The 15,591-nt window shown below is 73.1% G+C and carries 13 protein-coding genes; 5 read left to right on the top strand and 8 right to left on the bottom strand.

Annotated features, from left to right (window positions below; genetic code table 11):
- Positions 1–2: 2 nt before the first annotated feature.
- The 4 genes from E4K62_RS05075 to E4K62_RS05090 are packed head-to-tail and all read right to left on the bottom strand — an operon-like array spanning position 3 to position 4,091.
- On the bottom strand, positions 3–974 hold the full coding sequence (locus tag E4K62_RS05075) for an AAA family ATPase (protein WP_135064383.1): 972 nt from the start codon (positions 972–974) through the stop codon (positions 3–5).
- Positions 971–2,134, bottom strand: a complete 1,164-nt coding sequence (locus E4K62_RS05080) for a DUF4350 domain-containing protein (RefSeq protein ID WP_135064386.1) — start codon at positions 2,132–2,134, stop codon at positions 971–973. The genes E4K62_RS05075 and E4K62_RS05080 overlap by 4 nt, the downstream gene beginning before the upstream one ends.
- A complete protein-coding gene (locus E4K62_RS05085) occupies positions 2,131–2,787 on the bottom strand; it encodes a DUF4129 domain-containing protein (RefSeq protein WP_135064389.1) in 657 nt (218 codons plus the stop codon). Before E4K62_RS05085 ends, E4K62_RS05080 begins: the two co-directional genes overlap by 4 nt.
- Entirely contained in the window at positions 2,784–4,091 is a 1,308-nt protein-coding gene (locus tag E4K62_RS05090) for a DUF7847 domain-containing protein (protein WP_240742823.1), read from the bottom strand. The genes E4K62_RS05085 and E4K62_RS05090 overlap by 4 nt, the downstream gene beginning before the upstream one ends.
- A 158-nt stretch (positions 4,092–4,249) precedes the next feature.
- Between E4K62_RS05090 and mtrA the strand changes: the two genes are divergently transcribed.
- The 5 genes from mtrA (at position 4,250) to hpf (ending at position 9,783) form a co-directional block, all read left to right on the top strand.
- Positions 4,250–4,930, top strand: a complete 681-nt coding sequence (gene mtrA, locus E4K62_RS05095; protein ID WP_135064392.1) for an MtrAB system response regulator MtrA — start codon at positions 4,250–4,252, stop codon at positions 4,928–4,930.
- Between the two features lie 7 nt (positions 4,931–4,937).
- Complete coding sequence (gene mtrB / locus E4K62_RS05100; protein WP_135064395.1) at positions 4,938–6,608, top strand: MtrAB system histidine kinase MtrB; 1,671 nt, start codon at positions 4,938–4,940, stop codon at positions 6,606–6,608.
- Complete coding sequence (locus E4K62_RS05105; protein WP_135064398.1) at positions 6,605–8,269, top strand: LpqB family beta-propeller domain-containing protein; 1,665 nt, start codon at positions 6,605–6,607, stop codon at positions 8,267–8,269. The genes mtrB and E4K62_RS05105 overlap by 4 nt, the downstream gene beginning before the upstream one ends.
- Before the next feature lie 90 nt (positions 8,270–8,359).
- On the top strand, positions 8,360–9,022 hold the full coding sequence (locus tag E4K62_RS05110) for a ComF family protein (protein ID WP_135064401.1): 663 nt from the start codon (positions 8,360–8,362) through the stop codon (positions 9,020–9,022).
- 101 nt (positions 9,023–9,123) lie between these two features.
- Positions 9,124–9,783, top strand: coding sequence for a ribosome hibernation-promoting factor, HPF/YfiA family (hpf, locus tag E4K62_RS05115; RefSeq protein ID WP_135064404.1), 660 nt, complete (start codon positions 9,124–9,126; stop codon positions 9,781–9,783).
- A gap of 76 nt (positions 9,784–9,859) precedes the next feature.
- Here the strand turns inward: hpf and E4K62_RS05120 are convergent, their stop codons facing one another.
- From E4K62_RS05120 to E4K62_RS05135, 4 genes are all read right to left on the bottom strand, one after another.
- The gene (locus tag E4K62_RS05120) at positions 9,860–11,173 is read right to left on the bottom strand and encodes a hypothetical protein (RefSeq protein ID WP_135064407.1); all 1,314 of its coding nucleotides are present in this window, start codon (positions 11,171–11,173) and stop codon (positions 9,860–9,862) included.
- A gap of 170 nt (positions 11,174–11,343) precedes the next feature.
- The gene (locus tag E4K62_RS05125) at positions 11,344–14,070 is read right to left on the bottom strand and encodes an ABC transporter permease (protein WP_240742824.1); all 2,727 of its coding nucleotides are present in this window, start codon (positions 14,068–14,070) and stop codon (positions 11,344–11,346) included.
- A gap of 131 nt (positions 14,071–14,201) precedes the next feature.
- Positions 14,202–14,927, bottom strand: a complete 726-nt coding sequence (locus E4K62_RS05130; protein WP_135064410.1) for an ABC transporter ATP-binding protein — start codon at positions 14,925–14,927, stop codon at positions 14,202–14,204.
- The gene (locus E4K62_RS05135; protein ID WP_135064413.1) at positions 14,924–15,523 is read right to left on the bottom strand and encodes a PadR family transcriptional regulator; all 600 of its coding nucleotides are present in this window, start codon (positions 15,521–15,523) and stop codon (positions 14,924–14,926) included. The genes E4K62_RS05130 and E4K62_RS05135 overlap by 4 nt, the downstream gene beginning before the upstream one ends.
- Positions 15,524–15,591: the final 68 nt, after the last annotated feature.

A 15,591-nucleotide genomic window follows, 5' to 3' on the forward strand; every position in this document is an offset into this window, starting at 1 on the left:
GGTCAGAGCGGCACGCGGGTCTGCTGCTGGATGGAGGTGAGGATGGCGTCGACCGAGACGCCCTCGATCTCGGCATCGGGGCGCAGCCGGATGCGGTGGCGCCACGTGGGCACGAGCATCGTCTGGACGTGGTCGGGCGTGATGGCGGGGTAGCCGCTCAGCCACGCCCAGGCCTTGGCCGCGGCCAGGAGCCCCGTGGTCGCGCGCGGGCTCACCCCCAGCTGGACCGACGGGCTCTCGCGGGTCGCGCGGGCGAGGTCCACGACGTAGCCGAGCACGTCGTCGGCGACGGTGACGGCGGCCGCCGCACGCTGGGCCGCGAGGATCTCGCCCGGGGTGACGGTCTGCGAGACGCCCGCCGCCTCCAGCGCCCGCGGGTCGAACCCGTCGGCGTGGCGGCGGAGCACCGCCAGCTCCGCGTCGCGTCCGGGCACCTCGACGACGAGCTTGAGCAGGAAGCGGTCCAGCTGCGCCTCGGGGAGGAGGTAGGTGCCCTCGTGCTCGATCGGGTTCTGGGTCGCGGCGACGAGGAAGGGCTCGGGGAGGGGCCGGGTGACCCCGTCGCTGGACACCTGACGCTCCTCCATCGCCTCCAGCAGCGCCGCCTGCGTCTTCGGCGGCGTGCGGTTGATCTCATCGGCGAGTACGACGTGAGTGAACACGGGCCCGGCGCGGAACTCGAATTCGCCCGTGCGAGCGTCGTACACGAGCGACCCCGACACGTCGCCGGGCATGAGGTCGGGCGTGAACTGGATGCGCTTGGTGTCCAGGCCGAGCGACCGGCTGAAGGCGCGGACCAGGAGCGTCTTGGCGACGCCGGGGACGCCCTCCAGCAGCACGTGCCCCCGCGCCAGCAGCGCGATCAGGAGCCCGGTCACGGTGCCGTCCTGCCCGACCACCGCCTTGCCGATCTCAGTGCGCACGCGGTGCATGGCGTCACGCAGGGCGGCGTCGTCGGGAGCATGTTCGCTCATCGTGTGGTCCCTTCCGGTCGGACGGCGGCCGCGACGGCCGCTTCGAGGTCGTGCAGGCGCTCGCTGAACTCGACCAGTTCGCGGTCGGTGGCGGGCGCGTCGGCGAGCAGGAGGTGGCGCACGGCTGCGGGGTCTTCGGACAGTCGCGTGGCCGCGGCATCCGCGACCGCCGCGGGGGACGCGTGGGCGCCGAGCGAGAGGATGCGGCGGAGCCGTGCCAGGGCGGCGGAGCGGAGCTGCTCGGCCGTGTGGGCGGTGTCGCGCGACCGGGCGTACAAGCGCGCGCGGCCGGCCGTGGTCTCCGATCCGCGGACGGTGACGGGGAGGGTCTCGGCCACGAGCGGGCCGAAGCGGCGGCCGCGCCACAGCGCCGCGGCCGCGCCTGCCAGCAGGAGCAGCACGATCGCGGGGGTGACCCACGGCGGGGTGAGCTCCCCGAGGGTGGGGGCTGCCCCGTCGGCGTCCGCGGGGGAGGGCACGTACCACACCAGGGCGGGCCGGGCCCCGAGCAGGGCGAGGGCGAGGGCGGCGTTGCCTGCGCGGTCGACGCCATCGTTGGCCAGGAGCGTGCGGCCGTCCACGGCGGTCACGGAGCGGCCGTCCTGCGCCGAGGTCACGAGCGCGTACGCGTCGTCGACGCGGTAGCAGGCCTCCCCGTCGGTGGCGGGGGCGAACAGCTCGCCCGCGACGATGTCGCCGGCGCTGCGGGCCGGCGGGAAGCTGCACGCGGGGGAGACCTCCTCATCGGCGAACGCCCCCGCCGGGGCGGCGCCGGGCAGGAGGAGCCGCAGGGTGCGCGAGCGGGGCTCCAGCAGCACGACGTCGTCGGCGCCGTCGGCGAGCTCGCGCACGGCGGCGTCGGACAGGCCGGGGGCGTCGGGCAGTACGAGGGTGGCGTCGGAGTCCGCCAGCGCTGACTGCGCGGCGGCCCGGTCGCGGGCGACGCGCACCTCGATCCCCTCCGCCTCCAGAACGCGGACGACGGCGCGCGCGCCGTCGGGACCGGCCGACTCCGGATCCAGCACGCCGCGCTCGGACCACGTGGCCGACTGGGCAAGGAGCCCGCCGACGAGCGCCACGACGACGACCGCCGCGGTGAACCCCGCCCACGCCAGGGCCGTGCGCGTGCGCCGGCGAGTCGTGCGCTGCGCGGAGCTCATCCCCCCACCTCGGCCGTGGCGGGGCGGGTGTGCACGAGGACGTCGTCGAGCCGCGCGATCTCCTCGTAGAGCTCGCGCGTCCCCGGGCGGCGCAGGTAGCGCACGTCGTCGAACGTCGTCGCGGCGCGGGCGAGGTCCGGTGCGGAGGGCGGGAAGGTCCGTGCGGCGGCGCGAGCGAAGGCCTGTGCGGTCGTGCCAGGTGAGGGGTCCACGATCGCGCGCTCGGCAAGTCCGCGCGCCAGCGCGCGGAAACGCAGCGCGATCGCGCCATCCCAGTTGCCGCGGGCGGCCGCTGCCGCCGCATCCGCCCGCAGCATCGCCGCCGAACGCCGCTCGTCGGCACCGAACAGCTCCGCGGGGCGACGGGAACGCGCCGACGAGCGGGGCCGGCCCCAGATGAGGAGCGCCGCCCCCAGGACCGCCACCACGACGACCGTCGCCACCACGGCGGCGGCCGGCCCCCACGCGCCGGAGAGGTCGGGGTTCAGCAGCTGGGCGAAGAAGTCGCCGACGGCCCGCGCCGCACGGTCGAGCAGCGTGGGCTCGGCGGCGTCGTAGACCGGGTCTTCCAGTTCGCGGCGCACCAGATCGCGGGCGTCGTCGGGGTCGGGGAGAAGCGGCGCGGACTGCGCCGGGACCGTGCCCGGTGTCACGGCTGCCGGGGTGCGCCCGGCGGCGCCCACGTCGTGGCGGGCGTCGCGGCAGGCCCCTCGGGAGCCGGGGCGGGGGGAGCGGCAGGCGGAGTCGGGGGAGCAGCGGGCGGCCCGGGGCGAGGAGCGCCCGAGGGCGCCGGCCACGACGGTGCCGCGGCGGAGCCGCCCGCGTACGGCGGCAGTCCCGCCGGGGCGGTCGGGAAGGCGGATGCGGCGCCCGGATAAGGGGCGGGCGGCCCGGCGTACGCGGGTGGTCGTGGCGCCAGCGCGCGGCCGACGTGTACGCGGTAGGGATCGGGGAGGTCGACGGCGCCGCCGTCGCGCTGCTCGACGTAGGCGAGCAGATCCAGGTCGAGGCCTTCGTGACGCATGCGGCAGTCGACGTAGACGAGCGCGGTGGCGGTGGACTGCACGATCAGCGCGACGCACTGGATGAGGATCGTGATGACCTGGGTGAGGACGGCGGTGACCAGGAAGGCGATGAGGAAGCCGGCATCCGGTTCGCCCGTAGGCGTGAGGATGGTGGTGAGCCCCGCCGTGAAGAACTGCAGCGGAAGGCCGACGAGCTGGGCGAGCACGCTGAACGTCAGGGAGATGATGACGATGATCCCGAGCGTCGGCCAGAACCGCGTGCGGGTCAGTTGCCACGAGCGCCGCAGCGCCGGCACGATGCCGGCGTGCTCCAGGATGATGGCCGCCGGTGCCAGCAGCAGCTTCGTGTTCAGCCACAGTGTGAGCGGGATGGACCCCAGCAGCGCGAGGATCCCGGCGAGGATCGCCAGCGGCGGGGAGGCCGCGCCGACGGCGAAGAGGAGGGCGACCACGACGGCCACGACCACCGCGACGGCCAGCAGCACCAGGAAGGCATAGCCCACCAGCCGGGCCGCCACCGGTCGCAGGCGCCGCCACAGTGCCCGCAGCGGTAGGCGCTCGGCGACGACGGCATGGGCGACCTCGAGCACCACGATGCCCTGCACCAGGACGCCCAGGGCGCCGGCGGCGAGGGAGAGCACGACGCCGGTGATCGCGGTGAGGGCGATGGAGCCGGCCATCACGGCCTCGAACTCCTCGGTGCCCTCGGTCAGCGTGTCCAGCCGCGAGAACGCCGCGAACGCGACGCCGCCGGTCACGAGCGTGAGGACGAGGAAGGCGAGCGCCTGCACGCCCAGGGCGAAGCCCAGCAGAACGCCGGGATTCTGCCGCAGGGCCGTGAAGGAGCGCCCGAGCGTGACGCCGAAACCGTACGGATGCAGCGGCACGATCCCCGGGCGGGGCGCCGGCGTCCAGGCCGGGTACGCGGTCACATGCGCCTCCTCGTGCTGGGCTTGTCCTATCGTGTCATACGCGGGCGAGGCGCCCGGCGCGTGTCCAGCCGCCTCGACTACTCTGTGGGAAGCGCACGGGGAGGCTGCTGCGTGTACCCGACGCGCAGCCGGGCGGATGTGAGGACGAGAACGCGCTCATGACAGCACGGATCCTGGTGGTCGACGACGACACAGCCCTTGCCGAGATGATCGGCATCGTCCTGCGCACCGAGGGCTTCGACACGGTGTTCTGCGCCGACGGCGCGAAAGCCGTCGACGCATGGCGGCGGGAGCGCCCCGACCTCATCCTGCTCGATCTGATGCTCCCGGGCATGGACGGCATCGAGGTGTGCGCGCGTGTGCGCGCCGAGTCCGGCGTCCCCATCATCATGCTCACCGCCCGCACCGACACCGCCGATGTGGTGAAGGGCCTGGAATCGGGAGCGGACGACTACATCGTCAAGCCGTTCAATCCCAAGGAGCTCGTCGCCCGCATCCGCACGCGGCTGCGCCCGACGGGCGCCGGGGGCACCGAGGTGCTGCGGATCGGCGACCTCACCGTCGACGTGGCGGCCCACGAGGTGCGCCGCCGCGACACCGTGATCGCGCTGACGCCGCTGGAGTTCGAGCTGCTCGTGGCACTGGCATCCAAGCCTCAGCAGGTCTTCTCCCGCGAGATGCTGCTCGAGCAGGTGTGGGGCTACCACTACAAGGCCGACACCCGCCTGGTCAACGTGCACGTGCAGCGCCTGCGGGCGAAGGTCGAGACCGATCCCGACAATCCCCGCATCGTGACGACCGTCCGCGGGGTGGGTTACCGCGCCGGCGCGGTGGTGTGAGGTCGGGATGACGACGGCGACGGCCTCGACGCCGCGCCGCCCCGTGCCCACCGTGGTGCGCGGCTGGCGTTCGTGGCCGGGCCGGATCACGGCGCTGTGGCAGCGGTCGCTGCGGTTCCGCACGATTCTGATCACGCTGGCCCTCACGGCGGTGACGGTGCTCGTCGCGTTCATCTGGATGGCCCTGGCGATCCAGAACGAGCTGTTCCAGTCGCGCCTGCGGCAAGCGCTCTCCTCCGCCCAGCGGGCCACCGTCGCCGCGCAGACCGAACTGGACGCCGCCGTCGACACCGACGATCCGGTCACCGCGCAGAACCTCATGAACAGCGTCCTGCGCACCCTGTCGCAGCAGTCCGCCGCCGACGCGTTCGCCTCGTACCGCATCGACACGGATGCGTCCTCCCTCGCACCGCAGAACATCGACTCCGTCGGCTTCGATCCGGCGATCGTGACACCCGAGCTGCGCGAGCTCGTGCGCTCCAACGTCGACACGCAGTGGTGGCAGTCGGTGCCGCTGACCACCGAAGCCGGGCAGGGGCCGGGCATCCTGGTCGGTCAGCAGCTCGTGGTCCAGGGCGTGGGGCCGTACGAGCTGTACCTGGCCTACAACCTGGAGGGCGCTTCGGCCACGCTGGCCTTCGTCCAGGTGACCCTGTGGATCGCGGGGCTCGCGCTGGTGGCCCTCATCGGCGGCATCACGTGGTTCGTGCTGCGGTCGGTGACCGTGCCGATCGGGGAGGCGGCCGAGACCAGCGCGCAGCTCGCCGCCGGCGACCTCGGCGTGCGCCTCCCCGTGCGCGGAGACGACGAGCTGGCCGTGCTGGGGCGCTCCTTCAACGCGATGGCAGACAGCATCGAGTCGCAGATCAAGGAGCTGGCCGATCTGTCGCTCGTGCAGCAGCGCTTCGTCTCCGACGTCTCGCACGAGCTGCGCACGCCGCTGACCACCATCCGCCTGGCCGCCGACATGATCAACGATCAGCGCGAGAGCTTCGATCCTGCCACCGCCCGCGCCGCCGAACTGCTGTACGCCCAGGTGCAGCGGTTCGAGAGCCTGCTGACCGACCTGCTGGAGATCAGCCGCTACGACGCGGGCTCGGTGCAGCTGGAGCTGGAACCGACGAGCCTCGCCCACCTCGCCGAGGACGTCATCGGCTCACTCCACCAGCTCGCCGAGCAGCACGGGTCGGATGTGCGCCTCCTGGCCCCCGGCGGCCACTCGCTCGTGGAGATGGATGCCCGCCGCGTCCGCCGCATCGTGCGCAATCTCCTGGGCAACGCGATCGAGCATGGGGAGGGCAGGCCGATCGTGGTCACCGTCGACAGCGACCAGAACGCCGTCGCGCTGGGCGTGCGCGACTACGGCATGGGGATGCGCCCGGGGGAGGCCGAGCACGTCTTCGACCGGTTCTGGCGTGCGGATCCCTCCCGCACCCGCACGATCGGCGGCAGCGGCCTGGGGCTGTCGATCGCGCTCGGCGACGCGCGGTTGCACGGCGGGCGCCTGGAGGTGTGGAGCGAGCTGGGCCGAGGGTCGCACTTCGTCCTGACGCTGCCGCGCCGCGGCGGCCAGCTCGCCGGCCCGTCGCCGATCACGCTCGACGTGGACGACGACTCCGCGTCGCTGGAGGCCATGGGCCTGACCCAGCCGATCGACCTCGCACGGGGTGCGTCATGAGGCGCCTGGCCGCGGCGGCCGCGGCCGCGCTGGTGCTCCTGCTCACCGCCTGCGCGGGCCTGCCCACCACCGGGGCGGTGCACCCGGGGCGCTCGCCGGTGGACGTCGAAGCCGATCCCGACATCCGTTTCATCCCCGACAGCCCACAGCCCGACGCCTCACCGGAAGACATCGTGAGCGGCTTCATCCGCGCAGGGTCGGGGTCTCAGGACGGCTGGGCCACGGCACGACAGTTCCTGACCGAATCGTTCGCGCCGGAGTGGAACCCGCTGGCGAGCGTCACGATCGACCGCCTGACCGACCGATCCGCCCCGAGCGCGCCGGTGGACGGCGTGAGCACCGTTGAGGTGACCGCCACAGGCATCGTCGACGCCGAGGGGTCCTATCAGCCGCAGAACGGCGGCGCGGCGACACTGACCTTCGCCTTGGCGGAGGAGGACGGCCAATGGCGCATCGCGGACGCGCCCGATGGCATCGTGCTGTTCGAGGAGCAGTTCCGCAGCGTCTTCCGCTCGGCGTCGCTGGCGTACTTCGATCCCACGTGGCAGTACCTCGTGCCCGATGTCCGGTGGTTCCCGCGCACCAACAGCGCGACGTACATCGCACGCGCTCTCGTGGACGGGGCGCCCAGCGCGTGGCTGGCCGGATCGGTCGCCACCGCGTTCCCCGACGACGTCGGCGCCGCCACGCGCGCGGTCACCGTCTCCGACGGCGTCGCGCAGGTCGACCTCGACGCATCGGCCCTCTCGCTCGGGCAGACGACGTTGGATCGCATGCAGGCGCAGCTGGAATCCTCACTGCGTTCGCCCGACATCACCGCCGTGCAGATGACGGCGAACGGTTCGCCGCTGCAGGCCCGTCCCGCCGCGACGGTCTCCACGCGCGTGGACGCCCAGTCGCTCGTGGAACTGGCCGACGGGCGGTTCGGCTTCCTCGACGGCGACTCCGTGGAGGCCGTCGCGGGCCTCTCACCCGCCGTGGAGTCCGTGGATGCGGTGTCCGTGCAGACGACCGCCGACCTGGAGCTCGCGGCCATCCGCACCGCCTCCGGCGCCGTGGTGCGCGCCGCAGCCGACGGGACCACGGCGCTGCTGGACCAGCGTCCGGGCCTGCTGTCTCCCACGATCGACCCCTTCGGGCTGGTGTGGGCGGTACCGGCGGCCGACCCCGCCGCGGTGCGTGCGTACGCCCCGGCGGGCGGAACGGTGGAGGTGGCCGACGCGTGGCCCGGTGCCACCGCGATCTCGGCGATGCAGGTCTCCCGCGACGGGGCCCGCATCGCGGCCGCGGTGACGGTCCGCGGCCGCACCGAGCTGTGGGTGGCGGGGATCCGTCGCACCTCCGACGGCGCCGAGATCGCGCTGGGCGAACCCAACCCGGTCGCCGTCCTCAGCGCGGATGGTGCCGGCCTGGCGTGGCTCGACGACGTCACTCTCGGCGTGCTCGTGCGGGCGGGTGGCGACGTGTCGCTGCGCGAGCAGCCGGTGGGCGGGCCGGGCACCGATCTGACGATCCCCGCCGGCGTGTCGGCGGTGGCGGGCGGCAACTCCAGCGCGAGGCTGCTCACCGGCGGAGGCATCCTGTACGTGCGGCAGGGCCCGACGTGGCAGCAGCTCGCGTCGGAGGTGCGCGTGCTGGCCGTGCAGCAGGGCATGCCGTAGCGTCCTGCACCGCTGTCGCCCGGCGCTGCGTTCTCCCCAGAGCGCCGCCGTCCGTTCCGGATGGGCCGGGCGCGGCAGCAGGATCGGCGCATGGACACCGCCCGCCTCCGCGTCGCCTTCGCCGAGGCGCTCGCCTTCGTCCTGCCCGTCGAATGCGCTGGATGCTCCGCCGCAGATGTCTCGCTGTGCCGGACGTGCCTCCTCCAGCTGCACGCGGCGCCGTCGCAGCAGGTGATCGACGGGCTCACGGTGCGCAGCGCTCTGGTCTACGACGGGGCCGTGGCCCGCGTCATCCGCGCTCTGAAGGAGGACGGACGCACCTCTCTCGCCCGGCCGCTGGGGTCCGCGCTGCGGGGCGCGGCCGCATCCTGGGACCTGGACGGGGTGATCGTCGTGCCGGTGCCGACCTCCGCCGCGGCCCTGCGCCGACGCGGCTACCGGGTGGCCGAGCTGCTGGCCAGGCGGGCCGGGTGGTATCCGCAGCGGTGCGTGCGCGCGACGCGCCGCACGGCCGACCAGCGCGCCCTCGGGATCGGCGGCCGGGCCGCCAATGTCGCCGGCAGCATGCGGGCGCGCGGAGTGGCCGGTGCCCGCATCCTGATCGTCGACGACGTGGTCACGACGGGGGCGACCCTGCGCGAGACGGCGCGCGCCCTGCGGGCAGCCGGGGCCGAGGTGGTCGGCGCGGTCACGGTCGCGGCGACGCCGCGGCGGATTTCTCGGGGTCGAGAGAGAAGGGGTCCCGTGAGGTGACACTTTCGGCCGGAGGGGGATAGCGTGGAAGTACAAGGCGACGGATGTCCGCCCTTGCACCGTGTGACCCGCAGGGCGGACCCGGAACAAGGAGGTAACGGATGGACACCAGTATCGTCGGCGTGGGGGTCGGGATCACCGACCGCTTCCGCACGGTCGTCGAGGAGAAGGCCGCTCGCATCGAACACCTCTGCCCGCGGGCGCAGGTTCTGGAAGTGAAGGTGACCCACCGCGCGTACCACAACGGCCGGATGGAGGACGACACCGTCGAGCTGACGCTCGTCAGCAAGGGCCCCGTCGTCCGGGCCGAGGCGGCGGACGCCGACAAGTTCGCGGCGCTGGATCTGGCCGTGGACAAGATGACCGAGCAGCTGCGGCGGGCGAAGGAGAAGCGCGTCGACTCGCGCAACCACCCGCGCGGCCCGAAGTTCGAAAAGGGCACGGGGGCCCTGGAGGGCATCGACGTGCAGCCCGCGTCGGCCGACGCCATCCACGCCGTCGCGACCGGCGACATCCCCGTGCTGCGTTCGGTGGACGACGAGCCCTACACGCCGGTGGTCATCCGCACGAAGCAGTTCGACGCCGAGTGGATGACGGTCGAGGAAGCCGTGGACCGCATGGAGCTGGTCGGGCACGACTTCTTCCTCTTCATCGACGCGCGCACCGACCACCCGAGCGTGGTATACCGCCGCAAGGGCTGGGACTACGGTGTGATCTCGCTGACGGCGGCGGCTCCGCCGGCCGCCCGCGCCGCATCCTGACCGCGGATCTTTCCACCGGGAACCCCCGCACCGCGGGGGTTCCCGTGCGTGGAGGCGGCTCCGTCGCGGGCCCGGGTCAGCCGTCGAAGATGTCGCCGAGGAGCGAGCCGATGACGAGGCCGCCGAGGATGCCGCCGCCCATGCCGCCGCCGCCCATACCGCCCATACCTCCGCGACCGCCGCGGCCGCCCCATCCGCTGTTCTCCCAGTCGTCGGGGCGGGATGCGTCGATGTCGCGCTGTGCGAGCTGCAGAGCCTCGCTGGCCAGCGCCCCGGCGCGGCGGGCCGTGACCTGGGCGGCCTCCCGGTCGTCCTCGGCGATCGGACCGAACGGGATCTCGGCCCGCAGGCGCTCGGCCTCGGCCAGGCGGGTGCGCGCGTCGGCGCCGATCCAGCCGCGGTGGCCGGCGATGACGCTGCGCGCCACCGAGATCTGACGGTCGGCGTCGTCCACGGCGTGGCGCACGTGGGATTCGGACGGGATGGGACGCGACGCGCGTTCACGCGCCTCGTCCAGCGCGGCGTTGGCGATCCGCAGGCGGGACAGCACCGCGAACGGGTCGTTCTTCTCACCCGGGGCGGGAAGGGCCGCCAGCGCCGTCTCCAGTTCGGTCATCGCGGCCGACACGGCGGGCGTCCGCGGGCCCGAGCGTGCCGCCACGAGGTCGCCGCGGGAGTCGTCGATCACGGCGGCCAGGGTGGACTCCGCGCGCAGCGCCTCGATCTCGTATCCGTCGACGGCGTCCAGCAGGGATTCCGCTCGACGCACGGCCTCGGTTGCGGCCTCCAGCGCCACCGACGCCTGCTCGCGCTGGCCGGCCTCCCGCCGCCGCGTGGACACGTCTGCGGTGTGCAGCGCGAAATCCAGCAGCTGCCCGGCCTCGTCGGGATTGCCCGAGACCTGCTGCAGCGCCGACGGGCTGTAGCGTCGCGACAGCCGCTCCAGCACCTCGCGCGCGTGGGGGAGGCGCGCCTGCAGGCGATCGCGGTCCGCGCGCACGCGCTGCAGGGTCTCCGGTGCCCGGCGTACCGCTTCGATGGACGGCTGCAGCGCCGTCGTCCGCTCCTCGAGGAGGTCTTCGGCCCACTGGCACAGCTGGATGATGCGCGCGTTGCGCGTGCGGAGCTCTTCGGGGGTGTCGGGGATGTGGTCGTGGTTGAGCTGGTGCAGGTGGAAGGCCTCGCCCATGTGCGTGCGTACGGCGGTGAGCGCCGCGCGCAGATCGGCGGTGGGCCCCTCGCCGAGCTCGGCGACGGCGAAGTCCAGCTCGTCGGTGGTCAGACGGATGCGCTCATCGGCGGCGACCAGGGCCAACTCCGCCCGCTTCGCCAGGTCGGCGTCCGCGGCATCCTGCTCTTCACGCTTGCGCTTACCCCAGAATCCGGCCATGCCTCGATCCTAGGAGCCGACGACGCCCCTCGCGTCGTGATTCGCCGATCGCCCAGCCCGGGCTGGTTCAGAATTCAGGAGACACGCCGTGGACGATGGCGCCATCGGCCCCGTGGCCCGCCGATCTCCTGAATTCTGAACGGGGAGTCCGGACGGAGGTCGTGCGCGGATCACGCGATGACCGTGCGCCGCGTGAGATCGGGCCGCCTCGGGGGTACCAGGGCGTTGGCCAGAGCGATCGCCAGCGGCAGCGCGATCCCGAGAGCCGCGAGTCCGAGCCACGGAATGTCCGTCAGGCGCAGCGTCCCCTGCGACTGGATCGACAGCCCGATCGCGGGGAGGATGCCGGCGACTGTGCCGGAGATCGTCCCGAACCCGGCGATCAGCAGGCCCTGCCAGAACCCGATGCGCCGTCGCAGGGCTGGAGTGCCTCCCACGGCGGCGAGGGTCGCATCATCGGGACGCCGCTCGAACCGCGCGAGACCGAGGGCCACCGCGCTCGCCCCCACGACGAGAACGGAGACGGTCGTGGCCAGGGGGATGAGCCACGTCAGGTCGCTCGGTGGGCCCGTTTCGACGTACGCCCACAGCGAGTAGTCCGGCGTGCTGGCCAGGTTCGCCTGCGTGTTGAGGCGGTCGCGGCTCTCAACCGAGATCGGATCGTCGAAGGAGGCTATGACGACCTCGGGCTGCGCCTGGATGCCGAGGTCGAGCGCGGTCTGCGGTGCCATCGCGACGACGATCGACCCGCGGGCACCCTCCTCGACGATGGCGTCGGCACTCTCCTCCCACATCGACTCGGAGCGCTCGGGGCCCTCGGCGGGCGGCCGCCAGGTGTTGTCGGGTACGCGTCCTTCGTAGAGATCGCGGCCGGACCACGCGCCCAACTGCACGGTGCCGTCGACGACATATCTCGGGTCGGTGACGACGACCGCACCCCTGTCGTAGGCGGCCCGCTCGCCGGCGGACAGCGAGACTCCGAGAGCCGCGGACAGCTCGTCCGAGGAGATGACGGAGATGTTGTTCTGCGGATCCCCCGCCCCCCGCCATTCCCACACGGACTCCGGATCGAGCAGATACCGCTCGGGCAGCACCGCCAGGGCCCGCACCATGTCATCGGGCACGTCGTCGGCGTCCGCATAGTCCCAGACCGGCAGCTGACGGGCGATGGTCGCGGTGCCGTCCGCCCCGGCGTCGGCGACCATGGTGCGAGCGGACTCGATCGCCCTCGTCGCCGAGTCCGCGCTGAGTGGCTCGGCGCCCGAGGCCGTGGGCGGCGGTCCCATCGAGACGACGACGCTTCCCAGGGGAGCGGTGTAGACGTGGGTGCGCGCGGAGTTCGCGGTGCCCATCGCGGAGACGGCGGCGACGAAGACGCCGAGGAAGACCGTCGCGCCGATGGCGGCGAAGGCCGGCACGGTGCGCGACGCGTTCGCGGCAGCATCCCGTGACGCGATGCGGGCGGCCGTCGAGGCGCGCGACAGCCCTCGCGAGACGGTCCACAGGAGCCAACGTCCCGAGAGCAGGATGCCGACCTGCGCCAGGATGGGCCCGGCCACGATCCCGTAGACCGGGATCATGCTCAGGGGTGAATCCCACCTCACGCCCGAACCGTTCCGGTTGAGGACGGCCAGGCCCACCCCGCACGCCAGTGTGATCCCCACCCCGACGAGCAGGAGCACCGAGCCCCAGACGGGGCGGGACGCGGTCGGCCGCTGCGGGCGGCGGGCCCCGCGAAGTGCGCTGATGGCATCGGCGCGCGCCACGGTGCGGGCCGGGACGAGCGCGGAGAGCGTGCCGACCAGCACGGAGAAGACGAAGATGCCGGCCACGCCCAGCCAGGGCACGTGGAATCCCCATGGGGAGATGCCGCTGCCGTCATCGACGATCGCGAGGACGCCGGCCGCCAGGCCCACTCCGAGCGCGGTGCCGACCGTGCCGCCGACCGCGCCCAGGACGGTCCCCTGCAGGGCAACGGTGCGGAACAGGTCGCGAGGGGATCCGCCGACGCTGGCGACGATGGCGAGCGCGCGTTGCTGGCGGCGGGCGGCCACCGCGAAAGCGGCACCCGCGAGCATCACGACGACATACGCGGCGAACGCGCCTCCGATCGCGATGACGGCGACCATGCTCCAGAACACGGCGGTCTGGTTGGCCTGGGCGCGCTGCGCGTCCTCGTTCAATCGCGTCGGCGGGTCGAGGAGGACCTCACGTGACAGTGCGACGACGCCCTGCTCGTTGAGCTCTTCCACGTCCGACCACGGCAGGGCAGGCTCCGGCAGATACCAACGGTGCTCGCCGGACACGAACTGGCGCGTCCGATCGGTCAGCGGGAGGAAGACTCCCGCGTCGGCGTCGGGTACCCCTGCCGCGTCGAGGGTGCCCACCACGGTGAAGGTCAGGTCCTCGGCGGGGAGTACAAGCCCACCGCCGATTCCGATGCCGAGACGCTCCAATGCGGCGGGAGTCACCATCGCTTCGGACGCGGTCGACGGTCGTCGTCCGTCGACGAGGTCGTACTTGCCGGCGAACTCCTCGTGCCATGTCTCGCCCGCCCAGGCCGTGACGGGCGCTTCCCCCGCCGCTGTGCCCACGCGGACAGTGCCGCGCTCGACGATCTCCACGACCTCCGTGCCGGGCGCAAGCGCAGCGGCAGGATCCTCCAGCGGCGCGCCCTCCCATGCCTCCGACACGCCATCGGCTCCGACGGGATAGCCGTGCCACTCCGGCTCGGTCGGGGCCTGCCAGAAGCCCGCGTCCGGTACGCCCGCCGGAGCCACCCACGCCTGCATCCGACCGAGCTCCACGCGTGCACGCTCCTCCGGCGTGCTCACCGAGCTCATCGCCCACACGGCGAAGCCGGTCATCCCAGCGATCGGGAGGGCGATGAGGATCACGACGAGAAGGCTGGAGAGCCGGGTCCGTGCGGCCTGTCTCCGAGCCAGGCGTACGGAGACGCGCCAGCGGCTCAGCGAGCCCGTGCGCCGGCGTCGGCGCGCCGGGCCGCGGGTACGCGTCCGTGCCGTCGTCACCGCGCGCTCGCCAGGAGCGAGTCGGCGCCCTCGCGCCGCGACTCGTCGACGATGCGCCCGTCGCGGAGGAACACGATGCGGTCGGCCCACGCGGCGTGCCGGGCCTCGTGCGTGACGAGGATGCCGGCCGCCCCCGCATCCACGCGGGCTCGCAGCATCCGCATCACCGACTCCCCGGTCACGGAGTCCAGCGCTCCGGTCGGCTCGTCGGCGAGGATCAGCCGGCGGCTCCCCACGACGGCGCGTGCGATCGCCACCCGCTGCTGCTGGCCTCCGGACAGGTCGTCGGGGTACGCGCCGGCGCGCTCCTCCAGGCCGACGGATGCGAGGGCGTCGCGGCCCGCACGCCGCGCGACGCGGCTGCGGAAGCCGTCGAGTTCGAGCGGCAGGGTGACGTTCTCGAGCGCAGTCAGCGTCGGGATGAGGTTGAAGTCCTGGAACACGAAGCCGAGGGAGCGCCTGCGGAGCGCGGCCACCTCCCGTGGCCGCGCGCTGGAGAGATAGTCGCCCTCGACGATCACTTCGCCCGCCGTCGGCTGCTGCAGTCCACCGGCGATCGAGAGCAGGGTCGACTTCCCCGAACCGGATGCGCCCATCACCGCCACGAGTTCGCCGCGCGCGACGTCCAGATCGATCCCGCTCAGTGCCGTGACCGACGTCTCGCCCGACCCGTACTGCTGCGAGACGCCCGACAGGCGCAGCACCGGCGCCGCAGCGGTCATCGCTCACCTCGCACGGATGCGGTGGGGGAGGAGGAGCGCGCAGGGCGGACGGGCTCGATCGGAAGCGGTGCAACGGGTGGGCCGGCGGCCAGGCGCTGCTCGATGTGATCCAGCCAGCGCACCTCCGCCTCCGCCTCGAAGATCATCGAATCCGCGATCAGCGACCACGCGAGCTCCTCGGGCCCATCCGTGGCGCCGGCGTACTTCGCGCGGTTGAGCCCCTGCAGTCGCGCCAGCGACGCCCGGCGCTGGCTCTGGATGATGGCCGCGAGGTCGGCGCCCGGCAGGGTCGAGGCCAGTGCGATCTTGATGGGCAGCTCATCGCGGGTCCCCGCCGGCCGCGCGACGGGCGTGTCCAGCCAACGGCGCACCTCGTCGCGGCCGGCGTCGGTGATCTCGTAGAACACGTGTCCCTCGTCGTCGACGAGGCCGCGGCGGACGAATCCGTCGCGCTCGAGGCGCTCCAGCGTGTTGTAGATCTGTCCCGCGTTGAGGGTCGACGTCGATCCCGTGCGGCGGTCGAACTCGACCCTCAGCTGATACCCGTAACAGGGGCCCTGCGCGAGGATCGCGAGCAGACCTTGGCGTACCGACATGTGAGCCCCTTTGCTTTCCCGGAAGATGCTTTTCGAGCATATGCTTTCCGGGAAAGCGGCGCCAGCCC

This window comes from Microbacterium wangchenii, assembly GCF_004564355.1.
Lineage (GTDB): Bacteria > Actinomycetota > Actinomycetes > Actinomycetales > Microbacteriaceae > Microbacterium > Microbacterium wangchenii.

Excerpts from the sequence above, each read along its gene's own strand:
- E4K62_RS05075 (WP_135064383.1), bottom strand. The coding sequence starts at position 974 with ATGAGCGAACATGCTCCCGACGACGCCGCCCTGCGTGACGCCATGCAC.
- E4K62_RS05080 (WP_135064386.1), bottom strand. The coding sequence starts at position 2,134 with ATGAGCTCCGCGCAGCGCACGACTCGCCGGCGCACGCGCACGGCCCTG.
- mtrA (WP_135064392.1), top strand. The coding sequence starts at position 4,250 with ATGACAGCACGGATCCTGGTGGTCGACGACGACACAGCCCTTGCCGAG.
- mtrB (WP_135064395.1), top strand. The coding sequence starts at position 4,938 with ATGACGACGGCGACGGCCTCGACGCCGCGCCGCCCCGTGCCCACCGTG.
- E4K62_RS05105 (WP_135064398.1), top strand. The coding sequence starts at position 6,605 with ATGAGGCGCCTGGCCGCGGCGGCCGCGGCCGCGCTGGTGCTCCTGCTC.
- E4K62_RS05110 (WP_135064401.1), top strand. The coding sequence starts at position 8,360 with ATGGACACCGCCCGCCTCCGCGTCGCCTTCGCCGAGGCGCTCGCCTTC.
- hpf (WP_135064404.1), top strand. The coding sequence starts at position 9,124 with ATGGACACCAGTATCGTCGGCGTGGGGGTCGGGATCACCGACCGCTTC.
- E4K62_RS05120 (WP_135064407.1), bottom strand. The coding sequence starts at position 11,173 with ATGGCCGGATTCTGGGGTAAGCGCAAGCGTGAAGAGCAGGATGCCGCG.
- E4K62_RS05130 (WP_135064410.1), bottom strand. The coding sequence starts at position 14,927 with ATGACCGCTGCGGCGCCGGTGCTGCGCCTGTCGGGCGTCTCGCAGCAG.
- E4K62_RS05135 (WP_135064413.1), bottom strand. The coding sequence starts at position 15,523 with ATGTCGGTACGCCAAGGTCTGCTCGCGATCCTCGCGCAGGGCCCCTGT.